Raw genomic sequence first — 23,099 nt, 5'->3', positions numbered from 1 at the left:
GTTTTTTCTCGCAGAAAGGAACGTGCACAGATGGAGTTCAAACAAGAAGTGATCAAGGCACTGGCTGCCGCAATCGGCAGCACGCTGGACGAGGCGACCATCGCGAAGCTGGTCGAAACGCCGAAGGATGATAAGATGGGCGATTATGCCTTTCCCACGTTCGCTTTGGCCAAGGTGTTCCACCAGGCGCCGCCGCTGATTGCCAAGGACCTGGCCGAAAAAATTGACGCGACCCCGTTTGAAAAGGTCGAAGTCAAGGGCGCTTACATCAACTTTTTCCTGGACAAGGTCAGCTTTGCCAACACGGTGCTGACGACGATCGCCCAGGACCCGGCGCATTACGGCGACCAGCAAATCGGCACCGGCAACGTGCCGATCGACATGTCCAGCCCGAACATCGCCAAGCCGATGAGCATGGGCCATCTGCGCTCGACCGTGATCGGCAACGCCCTGGCCAATATTTTGACCAAAACCGGGTACACGCCGATCAAGATTAATCACTTAGGCGACTGGGGCACCCAGTTCGGCAAGCTGATCGTGGCTTACCGCAAGTGGGGCTCTGAGGCAGACGTCAAGCGTGACCCGATCCACTACCTGGTGAAGTATTACGTCCAGTTCCATGAAGAGGCGGAAACGCAGCCCGAGCTGGACGAAGAGGCCCGCGCGGTCTTCAAGCAGCTGGAGGACGGCGATCCCGAGGTACACCAGCTCTGGTCCTGGTTCCGTGAGGAGTCGCTGAAGGAATTCCAGCGCATCTACAAGGAGCTCGGCATCGAGTTCGATTCTTACAAGGGCGAGGCCTTTTACAATGACAAGATGGACGCTGTGACCGACGCGCTCGAGCAAAAAGGGCTGCTCAAGGAAAGCCAAGGCGCGGAAATCGTCGACCTCAGCAAGTACGACCTGAACCCGGCTTTGATCCGCAAGTCCGACGGCGCGACGCTTTACATGACCCGTGACCTCGCCGCGGCCATCTACCGCCACGACCAGTACCTTTTTGTTCAAAGCCTGTACGTGGTCGGCAACGAGCAGCGGGAGCACTTCCAGCAGCTCAAGGCCGTCCTCAAGGAAATGGGCAACGACTGGGCGGATAACATTCACCACATTCCGTTCGGTCTGATCACCGCCAACGGCAAGAAGCTTTCGACGCGCAAGGGCAACATCATCTTGCTGGAAAAGGTGCTCAAGGACGCGGTGGCTCTGGCCAAGCAGCAGATCGCCGAAAAGCACCCGGACCTGGCAAATGCCGACCAAGTGGCGCACGAAGTCGGCGTCGGCGCCGTGGTCTTCCATGACCTGAAAAACGAGCGCCTCGACAATTTCGATTTCAACTTGGAAGAAGTCGTGCGCTTTGAAGGCGAGACCGGGCCGTACGTTCAGTACACCAACGCCCGCGCCAACAGCATTTTGAAGAAAACCGACCAACAGCCGGTCGCGGAAGTTGCGTTGACTGACGCCGCGGCCTGGCCGGTGCTCAAGGCCTTGGCGGACTACCCAGACGTGATCGCCCGCGCGCTGCGTGAGTACGAGCCGTCGGTCATCGCCAAGTACGCGCTGCGCCTGGCCAAGGCGTTTAACCAGTACTATGCCAACGTCAAGGTCCTGGTCGACGACGCCGAGCTGCCGGCCCGCCTGGCGATGGTCAAGGCCGTATCGACGGTGCTGACCGACGCGCTCCACACGCTCGGGGTCGGTGCGCCGGCCGAAATGTAGGAGGCCGCTATGAACAAATCTGAACGTCAGGCCGCTTTGGCCAAAATCATCAATTCGCAAGTGATCACCACGCAAGACGAGCTGCTGGAAGCCCTTAAGGCCGCCGGCATCGAGGCCACGCAGGCCACCATTTCCCGCGATATTCGCGAGATGCAGGTGGTCAAGGCGCAGGACGCCAGCGGCCAGCTGCGCTACACGATTTTCCGCGGTGATTCTCAGTCTCAGCTCGAGCGCCTCAGCAATTCGGTGCGCGAAGTGGGCCTATCCATCACCCGCGTGCAGTTTTTGAACGTGATCAAGACGCTGCCGAGCAACGGCAACCTGATGGCCGCCATTATCGACGATATCGGCTTTGCCCAGGTCGTCGGCACCTTGGCCGGCCACGACACCATCGTCGTGATCAGTCCCGACGAAGCCAGCGCCAAGTGGTTCAACGCCCAGTACCAAAAGGCGTTCATCGCCTAGACCAAAAGCGGTCTGCCAAGTCAATCGGCAGACCGTTTTTGCGTTGGTTAAAATGGTGCCGGCGAAGTTGTGGTCAGATTCTCGCTAGTCAGCGGTTTGATCAAGGTCAAGCTGCTGGCGTGCAGCATGAGGCGCGGGGCCGCGCGCCCGCCATACAAGGGGTCGCCGATGATCGGGTAGCCGAGGTGGGCCAGGTGAACGCGCAGCTGGTGGGTGCGGCCGGTTTCAAGCGTCAGCGCCAGGCGGGCGACGTCGCCATGTTTCGCGACGACCCGGAAATGCGTGACCGCCCGCAGGCCATCACAGCGCACGCGGCGTTTGCGCTTGTCTTCAGGGTCTGCGCCAATCGGCGCGTCAATGGTGCCAGACTGTGGCAGCCCGGGCGGCACCAGCGCCGTGTAAGTGCGCGCCGCGGTTTTGGCCGCGAGCTGCCGGTTGATGATGCCCTGGCTGATGGGGTCCTTGGCGATGATGGTCAGCCCTGAGGTCAGCATGTCGAGGCGGTGGGTGATGTACACCGGCCGTGGCGCCAGGTAGCCGGCCGCGGCGTTCATTAGCGTGCCCTCTTCGTCCGGCCGGTTGGGGTGCGGCTTTTGACCGGCGGGCTTGTTGACAATCAGCAGCTGGTTGTCCTCGTAGACGACGGCCAGCGGCAGCTGCTGCGGCCGGTAGTAGTCGGTGCCAGGCGCCGAAAAATTCAGCGTGACGCTGGCACCGGCCTCGACCGGCTGATTGAAGGTGCGGTACTGGCCGTTGATGAGGACCCCTTGCGTGCGCCTGAGCACGGCGATCCAGGCCTTGGGCACCTGCCAGGCGTGAAGCAAGGCGCGCACGCTGGCCGCTTCAGGGGCTTTGGCGTGAAGTTGAAACTGCGGCATGACAGGCTCCTTTCTGTAATTTGCGTAAAATCCGGCGCAAGGCCGAATCCGCGCTTTTTTCCGTATGCTAAACTAGTCACATGTTAGGAAAGGGGGACCACCAGTTGAAAGCATTCTGGGCTGCCGTGCAGCCGTACCTGGCCAAAGCCGGGCATGGCATCGCATGGTTCTTCCGCCGGTTTCAAGTGATCCGGTGGCTGATTCTCATTTTCCTGACGCTGACCCTAGCGCTGTCCACCTGGTTCACCTACAAGGCGAAAACCGCGGACGTGCAGGACATCAAGAGCAGTCTGCAGACGAAAACCACGCTGTACGACGAGGATGACCGCGAGGCCGGCAAGCTTTACGGCCAAAAAGGGACGTATGTGGACCTGGCCCAGATTTCGCCGAACATTCAAAATGCGGTGATTTCCACCGAGGACCGCAGCTTTTACACCAACCCGGGCTTTGACATCAAAGGCATCGCCCGCGCGCTGATCGGGCTGGTCATTCACCACGGCCAGATCACCGGCGGCGGCAGTACCATCACGCAGCAGCTGGCCAAAAACACGCTGCTGTCCCAGAAGCAGACGTTCCTGCGCAAGGGCCAGGAGATCTTCCTGGCCGTGCAGCTGACTCGAGTTTACTCTAAAAATGACATTCTGACGATGTACCTGAACAACGCGTACTTTGGCAACGGGGTGTGGGGCGTCGAGGACGCATCGCAGCGCTACTTTGGCAAGCACGCCAGCCAGCTGACTGCCGGCGAAGGCGCGACGCTGGCCGCGATGCTGCGCAGCCCCAGCTTTTATAACCCAATCGATCACATGGACAACGCGATCGCCCGGCGCAACTTGGTGCTGAGCCTTGAGCAGGACAACGGCAAACTGACTGCCGCACAGGTCCAAGCGGCCAAGGCCACCACGCTCACGTTGAAGGACACCTACACCGCCGACAATCAGCAGAAGTATCCCTACTTCTTCGATTCGGTGATCGAAGAGGCGTACAAGCAGGACGGCATCTCGCAAGACGACATCGTCAACAAGGGCTACCGCATTTACACGACACTGAACCCAACTTATCAAAATCGGATGCAAGAAGCCTTTGACAACCAGTACGTCTTTCCGCAAGCCGCCGCGGATGGCACCAAGCCCCAGGCGGCCTCGGTGGCCGTCGACCCGAAAACCGGCGGCGTGCTCGCCGTGGTGGGCTCACGCGGCCCGCATGTGTACTTGGGGTTCAACTACGCCACGCAGCTTCAGCGCCAACCAGGGTCTTTGCTCAAGCCGCTGATGGCGTACACGCCGGCGCTTGAAAACGGCTATTCCTATGACAGCGACCTGACTGACAAGCAGATCAGCTATGGCAAGGACCATTACACGCCGACCAATGACACCGGCACTTACGCCGGGACCCTGCCCATGTACAAGGCGCTGGCCGATTCGACCAACGCGCCGGCCGTGTGGCTGCTGAACCAGATCGGCATGAGTAAGGGCGTCGCGAGCCTGAGCCGCTTTGGCATTACGCTGCCGAAAAAGGATCAAGACCAGCTGGCATCTGTGTTGGGCGGCGTCTCCACCGGCTTTTCGCCGCTGACCTTCGCCCGCGCTTACTCGGCCTTTGCCAGCGGCGGCAGCCTGCCGCAGACCCACTTTATCCGTAAAATTGTCGACGCCACCGGCAAAACCGTGGTCAACAACGAGCCGTCCAGCAAGCGCATCATGAAGCAATCCGTGGCCACGGAAATGACGAGCATGATGATCGGCGTTTACAACGAAGGCACCGGCCGCGCTGCCAAGCCTTACGGCTACACGATCGCCGGCAAAACCGGCACCGTGGAAACGCCGAAAGACTGGGGCAACGGCCTGGGTGCCAAGGACTCCTGGGTGGTCGGCTACACGCCGGACATTGTGGTCGCGACCTGGTCCGGGTTTGCCAACACCGACGCGACGCATTACTTGCAGCCTGGTCAGGGGGCACTGAACTTGTACCGTCAGGAAATGACGAATATCCTGCCGGCCACGCCGCAAACCAAGTTCAACACCACCGACGCCAGTGCCCGCGCGACTCTGCAGACGCCGAACGCCGAAAACGGCGGCGCGGATATGTGGTCCAACATTCAAAGCGGCATTCAAAATGGGGTCGACTCGGCCAAGAATACCGTGTCGGAGTGGTACAATACCATCAAAGGACTTTTGGGTAACTAATCTAAATAAATGAGGTGCCTCATGGCAAACGTATACGATAGTGCAAATCAGCTCGCCGAAGATCTTAAGCTCAGTCAGCAGTTCCAGGACCTGAAAAAGAGCTACGACATGCTTAAGCTCGACCCGATGGGTTACGCCCTGTTCCAGCAGTTCCAGACCCTGCAGATGTCGCTGCAGCAAAAGCAGATGGCTGGCCAAGAAGTCACTGAGCATGACGTTCAGCCGCTTCAGGATCTGTCGTCGAAGATGCAAAACATCGACGCGATCAAGGACCTGATGGCCAAGGAGCAGGCGATGTCGACGGTCATGGATGACCTGAACCGGATCATCTCCGCGCCGATCGCCGAACTTTACCAAGACAGCACCAGCCAGTCGGGCGATCAGCCGGCCGCTAAGTAAGGCTTAAAGCACGCCGCGCGTTCGGCGTGCTTTTCGTTTGCCGCGCTGAGCGGTAAAATGAGGCGACGGGGTTGCATAGAAAAGGTGAAAATATGGCAAAGCAAATTTTTGATTACGAAAACGGTCAGGACATGAAACTGCCCGTGCTGGTGAAGGGCGCTGAGGTCCGGATCGCGAAGAACGGCAAAAAGTTCATCGCGTTCACGTTCCAGGATCCATCTGGCCACATCACGGCCAAGTTCTGGGATGCTTCCGAAGACGACATTGCCCAGTACCAGCCCGGTGTGGTCGTGCTGCTGTCAGGTAAGCGGGAGCTTTACCAGGGCAAGCCGCAGATCAAACTGTACTCGCTGCGCCTGGCGACGCAGGAAGAGGGCAATGACCCGGAAAACTACGTCGAGCACGCCCCGGAGTCCAAAGATGACATGGGGCAGGAACTCAACGACTTTATTTTCCAGATCACCAACGCCAACTGGAACCGCATCGTGCGTCGACTGTTGGCCGACCACAAGCAGGAATTTCTGACGTATCCCGCAGCCAAGTCCAACCACCACGCCTTTGCCGGCGGCCTGGCGTTTCACACGCTGAGTATCCTGCGCCTGGCCAAAAGCGTGGCCAACCAGTACCCGGCGGTCAACAAGTCACTGCTTTATGCCGGCGCGATTCTGCACGACCTAGGCAAAACCATGGAGCTGTCCTCGGCGGTTTCGACTGACTACACCATGGAAGGCAACATGATTGGCCACATCGTCTTGGTCGATGAGGAAATCGTGCGGGTGGCTAATGAGCTCAAAATCGACATTCACCAGGAAGACATGATCATGTTGCGGCACACGGTGCTGGCGCATCATGGCTTGCTGGAGTATGGCTCACCGGTGCGTCCGGAGCTGCTTGAGGCGCAGATCTTGCACGACCTGGACGAGCTGGACGCCGAGATCAACATGCTGACCACGGCTTACCAGCACGTCGATCCCGGAACCTTCACCGAGCGGCTTTTTGGCATGGATAACCGCCGCTTCTACCGCCCGACCAATGGGCAGACCTATCCGGATCCGAAATAGCAATGTGTGCCGCCTGTAAAAAGGCGGTTTTTTAGTGCGGCCGATCGCCAAGAAAACGCTATACTGAAGTTGCACTGAAGTAAGGAGGGTCTTTATGGCAAAGGCATGGTGGAAAGAAGCAGTTGTGTACCAGGTTTATCCGCGCTCGTTTCAGGATAGTAACGGTGATGGGATCGGCGATCTGCGGGGCATTCGCGACCGGTTGGACTACATCAAGCAGCTCGGGGCGACCGTCATTTGGCTCAATCCGATCTACGCCAGCCCCAACGATGACAACGGCTATGACATCAGCGATTATCAGGCGATCCAGCCCGACTTTGGGACCATGGCCGAATTTGACCAGCTGCTTGAAGCCGCGCACGCCCGCGGGCTGAAGATCGTGATGGATCTGGTGGTCAACCACACCAGCGACGAGCACCACTGGTTTATCGAAAGCCGCAAGAGCAAAGATAACCCATACAGTGATTATTACCTGTGGGCCGACCCCGTCGACGGCCACGCGCCGAACGACTGGGAGTCCAGCTTTTCGGGCTCGGCTTGGCAGTATGCGCCTGAACGGCAGCAGTACTATCTCCACCTGTTTTCCAAAAAGCAGCCCGACCTGAACTGGCGCGAGCCCGCGGTGCGCCATTCCGTGTACGACTTGATGCGCTTTTGGCTGGACAAGGGGATCGACGGGTTCCGGATGGATGTGATCAATTTTATCGGCAAACCCAAGACCTTTGACAATGACGCACCTTCGCCAATCAACCTGCCGCAGGTGCAGGACTACCTCAAGGAAATGAACCGCGAAGTCCTCATCCACTACGACGTCATGACCGTGGGCGAAATGCCCGGCACCACGCCGGCGCTGGCTCGCGAGTACACCGGGTTTGACACGCACGAGCTGAACATGATCTTCCAGTTCCAGCACACCGGGGTCGACCTGGATCAAAAGTTCGGCAAGTGGGTGCACCATCCGTTTAAGCTGACGACCCTCAAAAAAATCATGGACCGCTGGCAGGTCGGACTGGACGGTAAGGCTTGGAATTCTCTGTACTGGAACAACCACGATCAGCCGCGCGTGGTCTCACGCTTTGGCAACGACAGTCCGGAGTTTCGTGAGCGCTCGGCGAAAATGCTCGGGGCGGTGCTCCATTACCAGCAGGGCACGCCGTACATTTATCAAGGCGAGGAGCTGGGGATGACCAACAACGCCGGCTTCACCAAGCTCAGCGACTACCGCGACATCGAAAGCCTGAACGGCTACCGCGAATGGGTCGATGAGAAAGGTGAGCTGACGCCTGAGCAAATGTTGGCCGGGCTGCAGGTTGCCTCGCGCGACAACGCCCGCACGCCGATGCAGTGGGGGACCAAGCCCAACGCGGGCTTTTGTCCGGCTGGGGTGACGCCGTGGATCATGGTCAATCCCAACTACGTGACCATCAATGCCGATCAGGAAGTCCGCGACCAAAACTCGGTGTTCAACTTCTACCGGCAGATGAACCTGCTGCGCGCTGCCAATCCGATCATCACGTATGGCGACTTCACGCCACTGGCAGAGGATGACGAGGAGGTCTGGGCCTACCAGCGCCACTATGAGGGCCAGACGCTGACCCTGGTGGCCAACTGGACGGCCCGCGACCTGAAGCGGGCTTGCGCGACCACAGCCGGCGAGCTGCTGCAAAGCAACTACCCGGATGACCTCGGCGAGACGCTGCGGCCGTACGAAGTGAAAGTTTACCTGCAGTGATCCGTGTCGAAAAGCCGCGTCATCAACCTTTAGTTGATGGCGCGGCTTTTTTGGCAAAAAAAAACCTCTCCAGAAGAGAGGTAGTGGTGCGAGATTACTTGGCTGAGCTGCTGGAGCCTAGGTAGACGGAAAGCACGTCCTTCAGGTCGTTATCCTTGATGGACACATCCGCCTTGGTCAGCACTTTTTTGATGATGCCGCTCATGATGGTGTTGTTGCTTTCCCAGCTGGTGTAAAGCTGGTCGCTCAATTCTTTCTTGTGATCGCTCATCTTGCCCTTAGCCGGGATCTTGATGGCGCGAATGATGTGGTAGCCGTAGCTGGTCTTGACCGGCGTCGTCGTAAAGTCGCCGGCTTTCTTCAGCTTAAACGCGGCCGCTTTGAAGGTCGAGTCCAGGCTCGTGTCGGTGTTGTCAAACGCTGGCAGTTTGCCGGCGTCTGAAGCCGTCGCGGTATCAGTCGAGTACTTCTTGGCCAGCGTCTTGAAGTTGGCCGCGGAGTTGTCCTTTTGGAGTGCGGCAACGACTTCTTTGGCCGTGTCTTCCTTGGCGACCAGAATGTGCTGAACCGTGATCTTTGGTTCGTACTTCTTCCACTGGTTATTCAGCTGCTTTTGCGTTGGCTTCTTCAGGTCTTTCAGTGCGGCCTCGGAAAGCAAGGAGGTCTTGATTTGTTGCTTGAAGGACTTGGTGGTCAGATTGCTTTGCGCCAAGGCGCTAGTGAAGTCCTGACCGGCATCGGTGTAGGACTTCTTCACCTTGTTGTATTGCTTGGTGACCTGCTTGTCGGTCGCGGCCTTCGGGTACTGCTGCTCCAAGGCCTTGGTGACGATCATGTTCCGCAGGGTGTCTTCGCCGCCGCTGCTGGAGGTCTTCATCTCGTTGTAGTATTCCTCTTTGGTGATCTTTGCGCCCTTCATGTTCGCGACGGTGGCGTTGTCGCTAGAGCAACCCGCCAAAGTCAGGGCAAGCAAGACGCCGGCAAATCCGGCGATCCATTTCTTCATAGATAAACAGCCCACTTTCAATGTGATTTGATTTACAGCACGGGGTCTAATATACCACAGACCAGGCGGCGATGGGGGACCTTCACAGAAGCTTCAAACTCTTCGGCTATTCTGCCGCGTTGTCTGAGTCCTTGGCTGAAGGCTCGTTTGCGCCGTCAGCGGTCGGGGTCCCAGCGTCTGCAGCCTTCGCGTCGCCGTTTTTGGCGTCGCGGTTGATGTCATCGATCGTGCTGGCAATCTGGTCGAGCTGGGTCTGCAGCGCGTTGCTGTGGGCCTCGGTTTGGAACTGAAAATCGTTGACCTCATCGGTGATGTCCTTGACGGTCGGCTGCAGGGTTTCCTTAATTTCCTTTTGCAAGTCGGTCAGGGCACTGCCGAGCCGCTTGACGGCGTGCTGCATATCCTGCGTGGCGCCGGTAACGTCCTTGGAGTAATTGGCGAAGCCTTCGATGCGCTCAGGGCCGCTTTTTTTCGTGGTCAGCAGGACGTAGCAGGTGCCAACCAGGGCACCGAGCAGAAAACCAGTTTTAAATTTAGGCATTAGTCTTGGACCTCCTGGCGAATTTTTTGGGCGATGGCTTGAAGCTGGTCGTTATTGTAGGCGTCAGTGTGATCGCCGAAGTGAATCGAAAAGTCGTCTTCCTTTGAGTAGCGCGGCACCAGGTGAATGTGCGAGTGGAAAACGCTTTGGTAGGCCACTTCACCGTTGTTATTCAAGATGTTGATGCCCGCGATGCGCGGGTCGGAGGCTTTGATGGCGCGCGCCAGCTTTGGCACCCGTGAAAAAACCGCCTCGGCCAGCGCCTCGTCGTAGGCAAAAATGTCCTTGACGTGTTTTTTCGGCACCAGCAAGGTGTGGCCCGCAGTGGCCTGTGAAATGTCCAGGAACGCCAGGACCTGGTCGTCCTCGTAGACTTTCACACTGGGGATCTGACCGGCGACGATTTTACAAAAAATGCAGTTTTCATCCATGTTCTTTTCCCTCTTTCATCAACGTTTAATCTGCTTCCATGCTATCATATAACTATTAGTCTGAGTACAAAGAAAGAAGGCTGGGCATGACGCTGACGCTAGAACACGTCACCGGCGGGTATGGCAACCTGCAGGTGCTCAAGGATTTGAATTTAACGGTGGAAGACGGGACCATTGTCGGGCTGATCGGCTTGAACGGGGCCGGCAAGTCGACCACGATTAAGCACATCATCGGGCTGCTCACCCCGCAAAAGGGCCAGATCACCATTGACGGCAAGACCCTGGCCGAAGACCCGGACGGCTACCGCCAGGCGATCGCCTATGTGCCGGAGACGCCGGTGCTGTACTCGGAGCTGACGCTGCGCGAGCACCTGGAGCTGACCATGATGGCGTACTCGCTGGATAAGGACGAGGCGTGGGCGCGGGCCAAGGACATGCTCAAGAAGTTCCGGCTGGACAACAAGCTGGACTGGTTCCCCGCGAAGTTTTCCAAGGGGATGAAGCAGAAGGTGATGATCGTCGCCGCCTTCATGACGAACGCCAAGCTGTACATCATCGACGAACCATTCACCGGCCTGGACCCCTTGGCGGTGCATGACCTGCTCGATTTGGTGCAGGCCAAAAAGGCCGCCGGGGCGTCGGTTTTGATGTCCACCCACATTCTGGCCACGGCCCAGCAGTACGCGGATCAGTTCGTGCTGCTGCGAAGCGGGCAGGTCCGCGCAACCGGCGACATGGCGCACCTGCGCGAGGACTTCCAGCTCGCAGCCGACGCCAGTCTGGATGCCATTTACATGGCCATGACGGAGGAGCACTGATGCGAAAGCTTTGGCAAACCCGCTTAAGGCGGCATCAAAAAACGCAATTCAAGTATTTGCGGCTCGTCTTCAACGATCATTTTGTCCTGATCCTGTTGATCCTGTTCGGCGCGCTGCTTTACGGCTACAGCCAGTGGGTACGGCAGCTGATGCCAAGCTGTTGGCTGCGGCCGGCCCTGGCGCTGGTCCTGACCGCGCTGCTCAGCTTTGGTCGCTTGGCCAGCTTGAGCGAGCCCGCGGACGCCACGTTCCTGCTGCCGCAAACCAGCGCGTTTGCGCAGTACTTGTTCAAAGCGCGGCGGTATTCCTTGATGCTGCCAAGCGCCGTGCTGGCGCTGGGGGCGGCGGCCAGTGTGCCGCTACTGCTGGTGTTGAACATCGATCCGCTCAGCGGCGGCATCACCTTAGGGGCGCTGCTGCTGATCTTCAAAGACCTGGACCTGTGGCTGCAGCTGATCGAGCATTACGGGGTGCAGCGGCCGGCGTGGGTCAGCCGCTTTCCGCTGTTCGTCGCCGCGTTTGCCGCGCTGACTTTGGGGCTGTTCCTGCACCCGGCCTATGGGATGATTATTGCCCTGGCTTTGGACTTGATCTTTCGCTGGGTCGTTTTGGCTGGGCACTTTCAGCCGGCGACGCTGGACTGGCTGAGCCTGAACGCCAGCGAGGCCAAACGGATGGATCGCCTGTACCGCTTTTACAACCTGTTCACTGATGTGCCGGGGCTGAATTCCGGCGTGCACCGCCGCAAGTGGCTGGACATTTTTCTGCCGCTGGTGCGCAAGACGCCGGCGCACACCTGGGCTTACCTTTACCTGCGCGGCTTTTTGCGCCAGACGACGTACCTGGGCCTGTGGGTGCGGCTGGTGATCGTCGGCGCGGTGGTGCTGGCGCTGATCCAGGTCTGGTGGCTGGCGGCGCTGGTAGCTGGCCTGCTGGTGTACCTGGTGGGGTTCCAGCTGCTGCCGCTCGCGTTTGCGTACTCGGAAATGGTGATGGCGCGGCTTTACCCCGTGCCCGCCAGCCAGCAGCGCGCGGCGTTTCAGCACTTGACCGCTGTGCTGCTGGTGGTGTTCGCACTGGTCCTGACGGCCGGCCCGCTTGCGCTCGGCCACTGGGTGGTCGCGTTATGGGCCGGCGCCGGCGCCTTGCTGGTCGCGGTTTTATTCGCCTTTTGGTACTTGCCGTACCGCCTGCGGAAAAAACCGTTGATGCCGGCTTGACCGCGGGCGCATCGGTTCTGTAAGATGACTTTATGATTCGAAAAATTTTGTAGCCTGATTGGGGCTGTCGGAGGAGGCAGCGGCATTGTTCGATTTGGAACCCGGCTGGTCGCTGGAGCCGATTGGCGGCACGACCGGTGGTGCGTTCATGGGCGTGTACGCACACGAGAAATTCTTTTTAAAACGCAATGCGTCCCCATTTTTGGCGGCCTTATCGGTTGAGGGCGTCACCCCCAAGTTGATTTGGACCAAACGCATTGCCACCGGCGACGTCCTGACCGCTCAGGACTGGGTCAACGGCCGCACGCTGACCCGCGAGCAGATGAACAGTCCGATGGTCGCCCAGCTGCTCGCGAAAGTGCATAACTCGGTGCTTTTGCGGCGCATGCTGAAAAAAGTCGGCGGTGCGCCGCAAACCCCGCGCCAGTTATTCGACCAGTACGTGGCTAAGGTGCCTCAGCCGCTGCGTACGCACCCGTTGATGCAGGCGACCATTGCGGCCTTGCAGACCTTACCGTCCGCTGCGCCTTTGCGGGTGTGCCACGGCGACTTGAACCACAAGAATTGGCTGCTGTCCGATTCTCAACAGCTTTACTTGGTTGACTGGGACCAGGCCAGTTTAGGCGACATTGCGTTTGACCTCAGCGTGGTGCTGATCAACTACGTGCCCCGCAGCCAGTGGGCCAAGTGGCTGGCGGCGTATGGCACGCCGCTGTCTGATGACCTCCTGGCCCGCATCGTTTGGTACGGGCGGTTGCACTTGCTGCACGAGGTCGCTGCCCAGTACACCGCGCAGCGCTACACTGAGATGAACAACGCGCTGACGCAGTTGCAGCAGCTCAGCCAACTATAGCCAAAAAAGGACCGCGCACGCGTTGCGCGGTCCTTGCCTTGAAAAGGAGTATTTTATGCGATTAAGAAATAAGCCATGGGCGGCGCCGCTCATTGAACAGCACCCGGAGTACATCAGTGTGCGGCCAGAGGGGATGCCTGGCAAGTGGCAGGCACGCTTTGCTCAAGAACAGCCGCTGTTTTTGGAGGTGGGCTCAGGTAAAGGCCAGTTCATCACCGAAATGGCGAAGCTGCACCCGGATCGCAACTTCATCGCGCTGGAGATTCAGGAGGTTGCCATCGCCTATATCCTGCGCAAACAAGTTGAACTGAAGCTGCCGAATCTGCAGCTGATTCTTGGCGATGGCGCGGCTCTGACGACGTACTTTGCGCCAGGGGAGATCACCGGGCTGTACCTCAACTTTTCCGATCCCTGGCCCAAGAGTCGCCACGAAAAGCGGCGTCTGACTTACAAGACGTTTCTGGCGCAGTACCAGGCGATTCTGCCAGCCGGCGGGCAGCTGCAGTTCAAAACGGATAACCAGGGCTTTTTTGAATATTCCCTGGTCAGCATGAACAACTACGGTCTGACGTTTGAGCTGGTTGCGCTGGATCTGCATCACGACCGCCGGGTCCAGGACAACGTGGAAACCGAGTACGAGCACAAATTTGCCAGCCGCGGCGGCCGCATCTACGAGCTCTTGGCCCGCTTTCCTGAGGCCAAAGCAAAAGGCTGAGCCATCAAGCGGTTTTTAGCGTAAAGCACAAAACGCGCCTGCGCTGCGATTTGATTTTCTAAATCGCAGTGCAGGCGCGTTGCTTATGGAACCCGACAAGTCAACTTTGGCTTGCGCACTAGATCCGGTCGAGGTGGACGAGCTTGCCGGTTTCGGCGACGGTGAAGTGAAACGTGCCAGAGGTGGTCGTGACTCCGCCGCGGTAGCTCGCCAGCAGCTTGCCGTCAACTAGGCTGGCGTCAGGGTTCATGTCGATCCAGCCACCGGTGATGCTGCTGGGTTCGGCCAGCTCTGTTTGCACACGGCGGAATAACTTGTTCGGCAGCGTTTTGTGCCAGTAAACATGGTTGAGATAGGTGTAAGCGGCGGCCAGCGCGCTGAGACTCAGCAGGCCGGCACACCATGCGGTCGATTTTTTCATGGCGGCGCTCCTTTTGGGTCTCAGTATAGCGGAAAATTGTCGCGCGTGCATTGCTATCTGAGCGAGAACTTTGTATAATATCCTTATTAAAAGTTAGCGAGGAGCGCTCACATTGAAAGAATTTAAAAATGATGCTGAAATTCTGGAAGCCGCAAAGGGCCAAGGCAAGCAGATGCTGTTCTTTACCGCCGGCTGGTGCCCAGACTGCGCCTTCATCAAGCCGGCCATGCCAGAAATTGAGAAGGACTTTTCCGACTACCGCTTTATCAAGGTCGACCGTGATGATAACATTAAGGTCGCACAAGAAATGGGCGTGATGGGGATCCCAAGTTTCATCGCGTTTGAAGACGGCAAGGAAATCGGCCGCTTTGTGAATAAAGACCGCAAGACTAAGCAGCAGGTGGAGGACTTCATCTCTGGCTTGGCCTAGGTCATCAGGGAGGAACTTCTTTTGATCACTAGTTATAACCAAACCGCCTGGGGCGACACGCTGATCGCGGTGCTGGCCCCAGATCAGGCTGATGAAGTCGTCAAGTCGGCAGAGCACATCACCGGTATCTACGACCAGCAGGGCCAGCCGCTCGGGTTCAACTTTTTCCAGGTGAGCGACATTGTGAGCGTCTCGGGCCAAGGTCAGGTCACGCTGGATGCGGACGCGCGCCGTCAGTTGAACGCCGCCATTACCGCGGCCGGCCTGCCAGGCGCTCTGCCGCTTGAAGACACCCCGAAGTTTGTGATCGGCAAGATCATCGACTTCAAGGCCCACCCAAAGTCCGACCACTTACACATCACCAAGGTCGACTTTGGCACCCACCAGGAGCAGATCGTCTGCGGCGCGCCGAACGCGGCACTGGGCGAAACCGTCGTGGCGGCGCTGCCTGGGGCAATGATGCCGGACGGCAAAATCATTTGGCCAGGCGAGCTGATGGGCGTCGAAAGTGATGGCATGCTGAGCTCAGCCAAGGAGCTCGGGATTCCCGGCGCCTCCAACAAGCGCGGGATCTTGCTGATGCCGGATAGCATTCCGGCCGGCACCCCGTTCGATTTCAAAAAGGCCGAAGCCGTGGTTGCGGCCCAAGCCTAAAGTCAACGACTCTCCTCGGAGGGCCGTTTTTGATTTGGCTCGGCAATGAAAAATTGTCGCGTTGGCGTGAAAATAAAGCCGCTCATTTTCATGAGGGCAGGCTGATTCACGGTGCACGTATGCTAAAATAAGCACAGAAACGATTTGGAAAGGGGCGAAGGCATGGCACATTATGACGGACCAGTGTTTCATCGGCCAGAATCGCCCAAACCGGCGGCGTATCCGTTGCCGCCCCGCGGCCTGCGGCACCATGAAGCCAAACCCGCCACGCCGCAGTCTGATTTGACTGTGGCGCCAATGGACGCGCTGGTCACGCCCGACAGTGTGGCCAAACGCAAGCGCGAGGACCAGGTGGATTACCTGAAAATTGTGCAGGCGCTGACGGTGGCGCCTGACCGGCTGTACGTGCTCGATGACGGCAGCGCAGACGCGCCATGGGCGCAGCCGGCGCCAGAAGCGGAAGACGCCGATGACTTGAGCTCGGCAAATGACGATTCTGCTGGGTCCCGTGAAGCCCTTGCGTCGACCACCACAACGGACACGCAGCCGCAACGCGACGAGACGCGGGCAGCACGGGTGACTGAATCCGCCGCACCAGCCGATGATCATCCAGAAGACGAGCCAGAAACGCCGCTGGCCGCTGATATCGATCCGCAGACGGTTGACCGCGAACTTGCTCAAACCACACCGTTGACGCAGGTCAAAACCGCGGACGGCCACGTCCCGGCAACGGTGTCGGAACTGCTGAGGACCCCCGCGGCCAGTCAGACGGCCCCGCCGTCAAGGCCGCACAGGGCCTCGACGCGGCCGGATCCGCGTGCGGTGGCCGGCAGTGTGCGCAGCTTTTTGGCGGGGCAAAAGCCTCGTTCAGACGAGCGGCGCAGTGAGGAGCCACCAGTGGCTGCTTCAGCCCAGACGCAGGGACAGCTTGCAGCTTATCAGCTGCCGCCGCTGTCCCTGCTCAAGCCGCCGGTGCAGGCGGACGCTGCGGCCCAGCGCGCGTGGGTCGACAAGCAAACCGCGCAGCTGGATGCGGCGCTGGCCAATTTTCACGTGGATGCGCATGTTGTCACCAGCACCGTGGGGCCGACCGTGACGCAGTACCAGCTGCGCCTGGCGCCAGGGGTGAAGGTCAGCAAGATCACTAACTTGCAGGACGACCTGAAGCTGGCGCTGGCGGCACGCGATATTCGCATTGAAGCGCCCATCCCTGGCCACAGCACGGTCGGCATTGAGGTGCCCAACCAAAAGGCGCGGCCGGTGATGCTCAAAGAAATTTTGGCGGCGCCGGCGTTTCGTGATGCGAAGTCGCCGCTGACCATTGCCCTTGGGGTGAACTTGTTTGGCCAGCCGGTGGTCGCCAATTTGGCTAACATGCCGCACGGGCTGATCGCCGGCGCAACCGGGGCGGGCAAGTCCGTTTTCATCAACAGTCTGATCACGTCGCTGCTGTATAAGGCGACGCCGCAGCAGGTGCGCCTGCTGTTGATCGACCCCAAAGCGGTGGAGCTGGCCGTGTACGATGGCTTGCCGCACCTGGTCGCGCCAGTGGTATCCGATCCGAAAAGTGCCAGTGCGGCGCTGAAGTGGGTCGTGGACGAAATGGAACGCCGCTACGAAAAAATGGCGGCAGCGCATGCCCGCAGCCTGGCGCAGTTCAACGCGCTGGCGCGGCAGCACGGTAAGGACAGTCAGGTCATGCCGAGCATTGTCGTGATTATCGACGAGCTGGCCGACCTGATGCTGGTCGCCGCCAGCGAGATTCAAGATTACATCGCAAGAATCACGGCCAAGGCGCGGGCGGCAGGCATTCACCTGATTGTCGCCACCCAGCGGCCGAGCGTGGATGTCATCACCGGGACCATCAAGAACAACATTCCGACGCGCATCGCGTTCATGGTGGCCAGCCAGGTCGATTCTCGCACCATCATCGACCACGCCGGCGCGGAAAATTTGCTGGGGCGCGGCGACATGCTGTACCTGGGCAATGGGGCAAGCCAGCCGATTCGGCTGCAAGGCGCATTTATCGACTCGGAGCTCGAGCAGGTGACCGCTTTTGTGCGGCAGCAGCAACCGCCGCAATACCTGTTTGACCCGCACCAGTTAGTGAAAAAGGCGCAGGCCATCGAAGCGCAGGACGACTTGTTCCCACAAGTGCTAAAATATGTGGCGGCGGCTGATACCGTCTCGACTTCGGCGCTGCAACGCCAGTTTAGCATTGGCTACAACCGGGCAGCCAAGCTCATCGACGAGCTGACTGACCGTCATTACATATCCGCGCAAAATGGCGCTAAGCCGCGCGACGTGTACATTAACAAACAAGATCTGCCGACGCCTCATGACGCCGGCTGAAGCTGAAAGGGTAGACACAGACAATGACAGAGGAAATCGATTATTTCATCGGGATCAAAGGTTCAGGGATGAGTGCGCTGGCACTGATCCTTCACGATTTGGGCCACACAGTGCTGGGCTCTGACATCACGCAGTTCACCTTCACCCAGCGCGGGCTTGAGTCTGCCGGGATCAAGATGCTGCCGTTTGACGCGGACAACATTAAGCCGGGTTACACCATTATTTGCGGCAACAGCTTCACTGACGAGCATCCCGAAGTGCGCCGCGCCAAGGAGCTGGGCCTGCCATTTTTCCGGTATCACGAGTACCTGGGCAAGCTGCTGGAAAATTACACCAGCATCGGCGTTGCCGGCGCCCACGGCAAGACCTCAACCACCGGGCTGTTGGCTCACACGCTGAGCGGCATCGACAAGACCTCGTACTTGATCGGTGACGGCACCGGCAAGGGCACCAAGGACTCGAAGTTCTTCGTGTTCGAGGCGGACGAGTATCGCCGGCACTTTTTGGCCTATCACCCGGACTACCTCATCGCAACGAACATCGATTTCGATCACCCGGATTACTACACCGGGATCGAAGACGTGTACGATGCGTTTGAAACGGAAGCCAGCCAGGTTAAAAAGGCCATTTTTGCCTGGGGCGACGACAAGTGGCTGCGTAAGCTGACGGCCAAAGTGCCGATTTACTACTACGGCCTGTCCGATGAAGATGATTATCAGGCGAAAAACGTCGAGCGGACCACCGAGGGCTCAGGATTTGACGCCTACCACGACGGCCAAAAAATCGGGCACTTCTTCGTGCCGCTGTTTGGCGAGCACAGTGTCCTGAACGCGCTGGCCGTGGTGGCGGTCAGCGATGCCGAAGGGCTAAACCCTGACTACATCGCACGCGAGCTGGCCGGCTTCAAGGGCGTCAAGCGGCGTTTTTCCGAAACGGATGTCAAAGGCACGGTCATCATCGATGACTACGCGCACCATCCCAACGAAATCAAAGCGACACTGGATGCGGCGCGGCAGAAGTTCCCGAACAAGGAAATCGTGGCGGTGTTCCAGCCGCACACCTTCTCGCGGACCATCGCCTACCTTGACGAATTTGCCGCGGTCCTGAACACAGCCGATTCGGTTTTCGTCACGCCAATCTTTAGTTCCGCGCGGGAAACCTCCGGCTCGGTTTCGGCTGAGGATGTGGTCGCCAAGATTCAAAAGGGCGGCCAGGTGTTGCACCTGGACGACGTGTCGCCGCTGCTGGACCATAAGGACGGTGTGCTGGTCTTCATGGGCGCCGGCGACGTCCAAAAGTACGAAACGGCCTTCAAAGACCTGCTGAACAAGTAGCATGGACACCATCTCGACTGAGATGGTGTTTTTTGCCCAATGTGACACGGCGCGAACTCAGACTAAAGTCCAACTTGATTGCCCTTTGATTCTGTTATAATAGAGCCAAGTTAGGTAACTGAAAGGAATGATTACATGCAAGAAGAACGGCGAGTGGTCAACGATTCTGGGATGACCAGATTCTTCAACAAGGTGTATTCCACCATGGGGCTGGGGCTGCTGGTGACGGCGGTGATCTCGTATCTGCTCGGGACAGTCTTTCTCCCGCAGTACGTCGGCTTCATCAGTGCCCACCCGATCATGTTCTACGTGCTGATCTTTCTCCCATTCATTTTGTCGTTCGGGGTAAGCAGCCGGCGTGCACAGGCCAATTCGGCATACGCTAGCCTGATGTTCTACCTGATCTCGGCGAGCTACGGCGTCACCTTCACGGTTATTTTGATGTCGTATCGGCAGTCGATCGTGGCGATCTCGTTTCTGACGACCGCCGTGATCTTCCTGACCATGTCCATTGTCGGGCGGACGACCCAGAAAGATCTGAGCCGCGCGGGGTCGATGGCGTTCACTGCGCTGATCGGCGTGATCGTGCTGAGCTTGATCAACATGTTCTTGGGGTCGACCGGCCTGATGTACCTGATCAGTTACGCGATTTTGATCATCTTCATCGTGATGACGGCGTTTGATACGCAAAAGCTCAAGCAGATTTATCTGACCGCGGACAGCCGCGGCGGCTACACAATCAACACCAACAGCCTGGCGGTTCAGGGTGCGTTGGCACTGTACCTGGATTTCCTGAACATTTTCCTGGTCCTGCTGCAGTTGTTCGGTGGGAGTTCAAACAGAAACTAAGGTGCGCAGGCTTGGCGGTTTTAGCCCGACAGCTAGCCTAGCCTAACGCATTGCCGCTGCTTTTGGCGGCGAGGCGTTAGGCGTAGCTAGCTGCTCGGGCGTTGATCAGCCTGTACGAGCAAAGCGAGTTACAGGGTGACATGCGTTAGCTGCCAAGCCGGAGCCCGATTTAAACCAAGGTGCGCAGTTCAACGGTTTTGGGTCGACAGCTAGCCTAGCTTGGGCTTTTGCCTGCAGAGCGGGTGAAGGGCTAAGCGTAGCTAGATACTCGACCGTTGTTGACCGGAGCCCGATTGAGAACAAAGCCTTGCCTTCATGGTAAGGCTTTTTGTCTGCCAAAAAATCCCAGAGCGGGTCTGCTATAATAAAGACCAGAACAGGAGGCAGCTATGGCACAAGAAAAATTACTGCTGATCGACGGCAGCTCGCTCGCGTTTCGGGCGTTTTACGCGATGTACACGCAGATGGACCGGTTTACTAACAAGGACGGACTTCACACCAATGCGGTGATGACCTTTAACAACATGCTCGACAACGTCATGGATGAGTTCAAGCCGCAGCACGTGCTGGTCGCGTTCGACAAAAGCGGTGGAACTTTCCGTACCAAGATGTTCGATGACTACAAGGGCCAGCGGCAAAAGGCGCCATCAGAGTTCATCGAGCAGCTGCCATACATCAATGAGCTGCTGGAGGACCACGGCATTCGTCACTACGCCCTGCAGGACTACGAGGCCGATGACATCATCGGGACGCTGGCCCGCGAGGCCGAGGCCCGCGGCTGGCACACCGACATCATCACCGGCGACCGCGATCTGACGCAGCTGGCGACCGACAATGTTACGGTTCAGGTGACGCGCAAGGGGGTCGGTGAACTGGAGCCGTTCACGCCGGCGCACATTGAAGACACCATGGGCCTGAAGCCCAAGCAGATCATCGACCTCAAGGGCCTGATGGGCGACACGTCTGACAACTATCCAGGCGTCACCAAGGTCGGCGAGAAAACCGCGCTCAAGCTGCTCCACCAGTTCGGCTCAATCGATAACCTGTACAAGAACATCGATGACCTGAAGCCAAGCAAAATGAAGGAGAACCTGATCAATGACCACGACCAGGCCATCATGAGCCAAACTTTGGCGACCATCGATCAAGATGCCCCCATCGAAATTGGCCTGGATGACCTTGCCTACAAGGGGCCGGACATTGAAAAGCTCCGCGACCTGTACACGCGCCTCGATATGCGCCAGGCGCTGAAAAAGCTGCCCGGGGATGCCGCTGAGGAGCCAAAGAAAAACCTGCATTACGTCGTGCTGACCGACGCGAATTTGGATCAGCTGCCCAAAACTAATCTGCCGGTGGCGTTTGAAATTGAAATGCTTGACGACAACTATCATGTGTCGCCGCAGATTGGCTTTTTCATCGGCACAAAAGACGAAACTTTTGTCTCGGCTGATGTGACGCTGCTGACGCTCAAGCCGCTGTCAAGCTGGCTGGCGAGCCACGAGCTGGCGGTGTTCGACGCCAAGCGCAACCTGGTGGCGGCCAACCGGCTGGACCTCAAGCTGCCTAAAATCGGGTTCGACGTCCTGCTGGCGTCTTATTTGCTGAACCCGGATCAAAACAGCAACGACTTCGGCCAAATCGCCGAGGACCACGATTACACGCTGCCGCTGGACGCAGATGTATATGGCAAAGGGGCCAAACGCCAGGTGCCCGAAGACGCCAAGCTGTTCACGCACTTTGCGGAAAAGGCCCAGGCCATTTTGACGCTGCGGCCGCACCTGCTGAAGGACCTCGACGACCAGGATCAGACTAAGCTGTTTGCTGATATGGAAATGCCGCTGGCCAAGGTGCTGGCGCGCATGGAAATCGCCGGCATCGTGCTGGATCAGCCCAAGCTCACCGAAATGGGCGACCAGTGGACGAGCACCATGCATGTTCTCGAGGAAAGGATTTACGGTGAGGCCGGGCTCAAGTTCAACCTGAATTCGCCCAAGCAGCTGGGCGAGGTGCTGTTTGAAAAACTCAACCTGCCAGTGATCAAAAAAACCAAGACCGGGTATTCGACCTCGGTCGATGTGCTGGAACAACTGAAATCCGCCAGCCCAATCGTTCAGGACATTCTGGACTACCGCACCGTGGCCAAGCTGCAGTCGACTTATGTGGCCGGCTTGCTCAAGGCCGTGCTGCCTGATGGGAAGATCCACACTCGCTATCTGCAGACGCTGACAGCGACGGGCCGCCTGTCTTCTGTTGACCCGAACATGCAAAATATTCCGGCCCGCGATGAAGGCAAGCAGGTGCGCCAGGCCTTTGTGCCGAGCCAGCCAGGCTGGCAGATTTTCTCGTCCGATTATTCGCAAATCGAATTGCGCGTGTTGGCGCACATTTCCGGTGACAAGAATATGCAAGAGGCCTTCAAAGAGGACCGCGACATTCACGCCAACACGGCGATGAAGATTTTTGACCTGGATTCGCCGGATCAGGTCACCCCGGACATGCGCCGGCAGGCCAAGGCCACCAACTTCGGGATCGTTTACGGCATCTCCGATTTTGGGCTGGCCAAGAACATCGGCATCACGCGCCCGCAAGCCAAGGCCTTCATCGACGGCTACTTCGCCCAGTACCCGCAGGTCCACGATTACATGGACAAGATGGTTGCCACTGCACGCGAAAAAGGCTACGTCGAAACGCTGTTTCACCGCCGCCGCTATCTGAACGACATCCACTCACGCAACTTCAACCTGCGCCAGTTTGCCGAGCGCACCGCGATGAACACGCCGATTCAAGGCAGTGCGGCCGACATCATCAAGGTCGCGATGATCCGTATGCAGCAAATGCTTGATGAGCATCACCTGCAGTCGCGCATGCTGCTGCAGGTCCACGATGAACTGATTTTTGAGGGGCCCGCTGAGGAAATGGCCCAACTCGCCGCCCTGGTGCCTAAGGTGATGGATTCGGCAGTGGCGCTGGACGTGCCGCTGAAGGTGGAAAGCCACTACGGCAACACCTGGTTTGATGCCAAATAAACAGATGAGGAAGGC

21 protein-coding genes are annotated in these 23,099 nt (G+C 58.3%); 16 read left to right on the top strand and 5 right to left on the bottom strand.

Features of this window, described 5'->3' with window-relative positions:
• The first annotated feature begins 30 nt into the window (after positions 1–30).
• Both argS and JUF21_RS01095 read left to right on the top strand, forming a co-directional pair.
• Positions 31–1,713, top strand: a complete 1,683-nt coding sequence (gene argS, locus JUF21_RS01100) for an arginine--tRNA ligase (RefSeq protein ID WP_203624057.1) — start codon at positions 31–33, stop codon at positions 1,711–1,713.
• Between the two features lie 9 nt (positions 1,714–1,722).
• A complete protein-coding gene (locus JUF21_RS01095) occupies positions 1,723–2,178 on the top strand; it encodes an arginine repressor (protein ID WP_125755360.1) in 456 nt (151 codons plus the stop codon).
• 47 nt (positions 2,179–2,225) lie between these two features.
• On the opposite strand, the gene JUF21_RS01090 is transcribed toward JUF21_RS01095, so the two are convergent.
• Positions 2,226–3,056, bottom strand: coding sequence for an RluA family pseudouridine synthase (locus JUF21_RS01090; RefSeq protein ID WP_125755362.1), 831 nt, complete (start codon positions 3,054–3,056; stop codon positions 2,226–2,228).
• 80 nt (positions 3,057–3,136) lie between these two features.
• On the opposite strand from JUF21_RS01090, the gene JUF21_RS01085 reads away from it, so the two are divergent.
• The 4 genes from JUF21_RS01085 to JUF21_RS01070 all read left to right on the top strand — a co-directional run bounded on the left by JUF21_RS01085 (position 3,137) and on the right by JUF21_RS01070 (position 8,434).
• Positions 3,137–5,242 carry a PBP1A family penicillin-binding protein gene (locus tag JUF21_RS01085; protein ID WP_203624058.1) on the top strand — a complete coding sequence of 702 codons (2,106 nt, stop codon included), beginning with the start codon at positions 3,137–3,139 and terminating at the stop codon, positions 5,240–5,242.
• A 21-nt stretch (positions 5,243–5,263) separates the two neighbouring features.
• Positions 5,264–5,641, top strand: coding sequence for a YlbF family regulator (locus tag JUF21_RS01080; protein WP_203662583.1), 378 nt, complete (start codon positions 5,264–5,266; stop codon positions 5,639–5,641).
• A 92-nt stretch (positions 5,642–5,733) separates the two neighbouring features.
• Positions 5,734–6,702, top strand: coding sequence for a 3'-5' exoribonuclease YhaM family protein (locus JUF21_RS01075; protein ID WP_203624060.1), 969 nt, complete (start codon positions 5,734–5,736; stop codon positions 6,700–6,702).
• 94 nt (positions 6,703–6,796) lie between these two features.
• On the top strand, positions 6,797–8,434 hold the full coding sequence (locus JUF21_RS01070) for an alpha-glucosidase (RefSeq protein ID WP_203662576.1): 1,638 nt from the start codon (positions 6,797–6,799) through the stop codon (positions 8,432–8,434).
• A 94-nt stretch (positions 8,435–8,528) separates the two neighbouring features.
• On the opposite strand, the gene JUF21_RS01065 is transcribed toward JUF21_RS01070, so the two are convergent.
• The 3 genes from JUF21_RS01065 to JUF21_RS01055 all read right to left on the bottom strand — a co-directional run bounded on the left by JUF21_RS01065 (position 8,529) and on the right by JUF21_RS01055 (position 10,412).
• Complete coding sequence (locus JUF21_RS01065) at positions 8,529–9,440, bottom strand: peptidylprolyl isomerase (protein WP_203624444.1); 912 nt, start codon at positions 9,438–9,440, stop codon at positions 8,529–8,531.
• A gap of 106 nt (positions 9,441–9,546) precedes the next feature.
• On the bottom strand, positions 9,547–9,981 hold the full coding sequence (locus JUF21_RS01060) for a YtxH domain-containing protein (protein WP_203662574.1): 435 nt from the start codon (positions 9,979–9,981) through the stop codon (positions 9,547–9,549).
• Complete coding sequence (locus JUF21_RS01055; RefSeq protein WP_125755376.1) at positions 9,981–10,412, bottom strand: HIT family protein; 432 nt, start codon at positions 10,410–10,412, stop codon at positions 9,981–9,983. The genes JUF21_RS01060 and JUF21_RS01055 overlap by 1 nt, the downstream gene beginning before the upstream one ends.
• Before the next feature lie 86 nt (positions 10,413–10,498).
• Between JUF21_RS01055 and JUF21_RS01050 the strand changes: the two genes are divergently transcribed.
• The 4 genes from JUF21_RS01050 to trmB all read left to right on the top strand — a co-directional run bounded on the left by JUF21_RS01050 (position 10,499) and on the right by trmB (position 14,018).
• Positions 10,499–11,230, top strand: a complete 732-nt coding sequence (locus tag JUF21_RS01050) for an ABC transporter ATP-binding protein (protein ID WP_203662572.1) — start codon at positions 10,499–10,501, stop codon at positions 11,228–11,230.
• Positions 11,230–12,450, top strand: a complete 1,221-nt coding sequence (locus JUF21_RS01045; protein WP_203662570.1) for an ABC transporter permease — start codon at positions 11,230–11,232, stop codon at positions 12,448–12,450. The genes JUF21_RS01050 and JUF21_RS01045 overlap by 1 nt, the downstream gene beginning before the upstream one ends.
• Before the next feature lie 85 nt (positions 12,451–12,535).
• Positions 12,536–13,303 (top strand): phosphotransferase family protein, encoded by a 768-nt coding sequence (locus JUF21_RS01040; RefSeq protein ID WP_239061389.1) that lies wholly within the window; start codon positions 12,536–12,538, stop codon positions 13,301–13,303.
• Positions 13,304–13,358: 55 nt separating this feature from the next.
• Positions 13,359–14,018, top strand: coding sequence for a tRNA (guanosine(46)-N7)-methyltransferase TrmB (gene trmB, locus JUF21_RS01035; RefSeq protein ID WP_125755382.1), 660 nt, complete (start codon positions 13,359–13,361; stop codon positions 14,016–14,018).
• Positions 14,019–14,136: 118 nt separating this feature from the next.
• Here trmB and JUF21_RS01030 read toward each other — a convergent pair whose 3' ends face one another.
• The gene (locus JUF21_RS01030) at positions 14,137–14,439 is read right to left on the bottom strand and encodes a hypothetical protein (protein WP_125755384.1); all 303 of its coding nucleotides are present in this window, start codon (positions 14,437–14,439) and stop codon (positions 14,137–14,139) included.
• A 112-nt stretch (positions 14,440–14,551) separates the two neighbouring features.
• Between JUF21_RS01030 and JUF21_RS01025 the strand changes: the two genes are divergently transcribed.
• The 6 genes from JUF21_RS01025 (at position 14,552) to polA (ending at position 23,084) form a co-directional block, all read left to right on the top strand.
• Entirely contained in the window at positions 14,552–14,869 is a 318-nt protein-coding gene (locus tag JUF21_RS01025) for a thioredoxin family protein (RefSeq protein ID WP_125755385.1), read from the top strand.
• Between the two features lie 3 nt (positions 14,870–14,872).
• Entirely contained in the window at positions 14,873–15,523 is a 651-nt protein-coding gene (gene ytpR, locus JUF21_RS01020; protein WP_125755387.1) for a YtpR family tRNA-binding protein, read from the top strand.
• A gap of 162 nt (positions 15,524–15,685) precedes the next feature.
• Complete coding sequence (locus JUF21_RS01015) at positions 15,686–17,875, top strand: DNA translocase FtsK (RefSeq protein ID WP_203624447.1); 2,190 nt, start codon at positions 15,686–15,688, stop codon at positions 17,873–17,875.
• Between the two features lie 23 nt (positions 17,876–17,898).
• The gene (gene murC / locus JUF21_RS01010; RefSeq protein WP_203624448.1) at positions 17,899–19,209 is read left to right on the top strand and encodes a UDP-N-acetylmuramate--L-alanine ligase; all 1,311 of its coding nucleotides are present in this window, start codon (positions 17,899–17,901) and stop codon (positions 19,207–19,209) included.
• Between the two features lie 135 nt (positions 19,210–19,344).
• Positions 19,345–20,058: a Bax inhibitor-1/YccA family protein gene (locus JUF21_RS01005; RefSeq protein ID WP_125755393.1), complete on the top strand. Its 714-nt coding sequence runs from the start codon at positions 19,345–19,347 to the stop codon at positions 20,056–20,058.
• Positions 20,059–20,447: 389 nt separating this feature from the next.
• On the top strand, positions 20,448–23,084 hold the full coding sequence (gene polA / locus JUF21_RS01000) for a DNA polymerase I (RefSeq protein ID WP_203662568.1): 2,637 nt from the start codon (positions 20,448–20,450) through the stop codon (positions 23,082–23,084).
• Positions 23,085–23,099 lie beyond the last annotated feature (15 nt).

The organism is Lacticaseibacillus sp. 53-4, assembly GCF_016861805.1.
GTDB lineage: Bacteria > Bacillota > Bacilli > Lactobacillales > Lactobacillaceae > Lacticaseibacillus.
This window is presented reverse-complemented; position numbering and strand designations above follow the sequence as displayed.

Excerpts from the sequence above, each read along its gene's own strand:
- JUF21_RS01050 (WP_203662572.1), top strand. The coding sequence starts at position 10,499 with ATGACGCTGACGCTAGAACACGTCACCGGCGGGTATGGCAACCTGCAG.
- JUF21_RS01015 (WP_203624447.1), top strand. The coding sequence starts at position 15,686 with ATGGCACATTATGACGGACCAGTGTTTCATCGGCCAGAATCGCCCAAA.
- JUF21_RS01065 (WP_203624444.1), bottom strand. The coding sequence starts at position 9,440 with ATGAAGAAATGGATCGCCGGATTTGCCGGCGTCTTGCTTGCCCTGACT.
- trmB (WP_125755382.1), top strand. The coding sequence starts at position 13,359 with ATGCGATTAAGAAATAAGCCATGGGCGGCGCCGCTCATTGAACAGCAC.
- murC (WP_203624448.1), top strand. The coding sequence starts at position 17,899 with ATGACAGAGGAAATCGATTATTTCATCGGGATCAAAGGTTCAGGGATG.
- JUF21_RS01085 (WP_203624058.1), top strand. The coding sequence starts at position 3,137 with ATGTTAGGAAAGGGGGACCACCAGTTGAAAGCATTCTGGGCTGCCGTG.
- JUF21_RS01095 (WP_125755360.1), top strand. The coding sequence starts at position 1,723 with ATGAACAAATCTGAACGTCAGGCCGCTTTGGCCAAAATCATCAATTCG.
- JUF21_RS01070 (WP_203662576.1), top strand. The coding sequence starts at position 6,797 with ATGGCAAAGGCATGGTGGAAAGAAGCAGTTGTGTACCAGGTTTATCCG.
- JUF21_RS01080 (WP_203662583.1), top strand. The coding sequence starts at position 5,264 with ATGGCAAACGTATACGATAGTGCAAATCAGCTCGCCGAAGATCTTAAG.
- JUF21_RS01005 (WP_125755393.1), top strand. The coding sequence starts at position 19,345 with ATGCAAGAAGAACGGCGAGTGGTCAACGATTCTGGGATGACCAGATTC.
- JUF21_RS01055 (WP_125755376.1), bottom strand. The coding sequence starts at position 10,412 with ATGGATGAAAACTGCATTTTTTGTAAAATCGTCGCCGGTCAGATCCCC.
- argS (WP_203624057.1), top strand. The coding sequence starts at position 31 with ATGGAGTTCAAACAAGAAGTGATCAAGGCACTGGCTGCCGCAATCGGC.
- JUF21_RS01030 (WP_125755384.1), bottom strand. The coding sequence starts at position 14,439 with ATGAAAAAATCGACCGCATGGTGTGCCGGCCTGCTGAGTCTCAGCGCG.
- JUF21_RS01045 (WP_203662570.1), top strand. The coding sequence starts at position 11,230 with ATGCGAAAGCTTTGGCAAACCCGCTTAAGGCGGCATCAAAAAACGCAA.
- JUF21_RS01090 (WP_125755362.1), bottom strand. The coding sequence starts at position 3,056 with ATGCCGCAGTTTCAACTTCACGCCAAAGCCCCTGAAGCGGCCAGCGTG.
- JUF21_RS01060 (WP_203662574.1), bottom strand. The coding sequence starts at position 9,981 with ATGCCTAAATTTAAAACTGGTTTTCTGCTCGGTGCCCTGGTTGGCACC.
- polA (WP_203662568.1), top strand. The coding sequence starts at position 20,448 with ATGGCACAAGAAAAATTACTGCTGATCGACGGCAGCTCGCTCGCGTTT.
- JUF21_RS01075 (WP_203624060.1), top strand. The coding sequence starts at position 5,734 with ATGGCAAAGCAAATTTTTGATTACGAAAACGGTCAGGACATGAAACTG.